This is a genomic window from Massilimicrobiota sp. An134, from assembly GCF_002160815.1.
GTDB classification, from domain to species: domain Bacteria; phylum Bacillota_I; class Bacilli_A; order Erysipelotrichales; family Coprobacillaceae; genus Allocoprobacillus; species Allocoprobacillus merdigallinarum.
The window spans coordinates 1-554 of sequence record NZ_NFLH01000089.1 but is presented as its reverse complement, the minus strand read 5'-3'; the positions used below and the strand labels follow the sequence as shown (position 1 = coordinate 554).

The window sequence follows — 554 nt, the reverse complement described above, 5'->3', positions numbered from 1 at the left end:
TCTCTCACGGCTGAAGATCGCATACTAGATGGAGTTGTTTACCTTGATGAAAAACTTTCAGATGTTAAACATCCTGGAATAACAGTTGAAGATAAAGAATCAAAGAAGAAAAGAGGAATTAGCGATCAGAAGAGAAACATTGTCTGTGCCATAGATGAACACAACAATAAAGTGATACAGGTATCAGAAAGAGGAAGAATACATACCAAGAATCTCTATGAAATATATAAAGACAAAATCCCTTCACAATGTACAGTTGTCAGTGACAGCCTTCGCTCATATCATGGACTGATGAAAAAGTTAGGGGTTAAATGGATTAAGATTCCATCAGGCAAGAAAGAAAAGGACGGATATACATTGGATAAGGTCAATAGATTGCATTCGTCTATTGAATTGTTTTTGCATGGATATAGAGGGATATCAGACAAGTATTTAAAGAACTACATTGGACTATATAAGATGAAAGATCAGAATAAAAATTACTATAACAAAACGACTTTCAAGGGAATATACAAGAAGATCATGAACTCCATGTGTGAGCTAAGATATAGTGA

The 554-nt window shown here is 34.3% G+C and carries 1 protein-coding gene; it reads left to right on the top strand.

From position 1 onward, the window contains the following. Nucleotides 1-554 (top strand): IS1595 family transposase (locus B5E79_RS13290; RefSeq protein ID WP_143746808.1); only part of this gene is annotated, 554 nt, incomplete at both ends.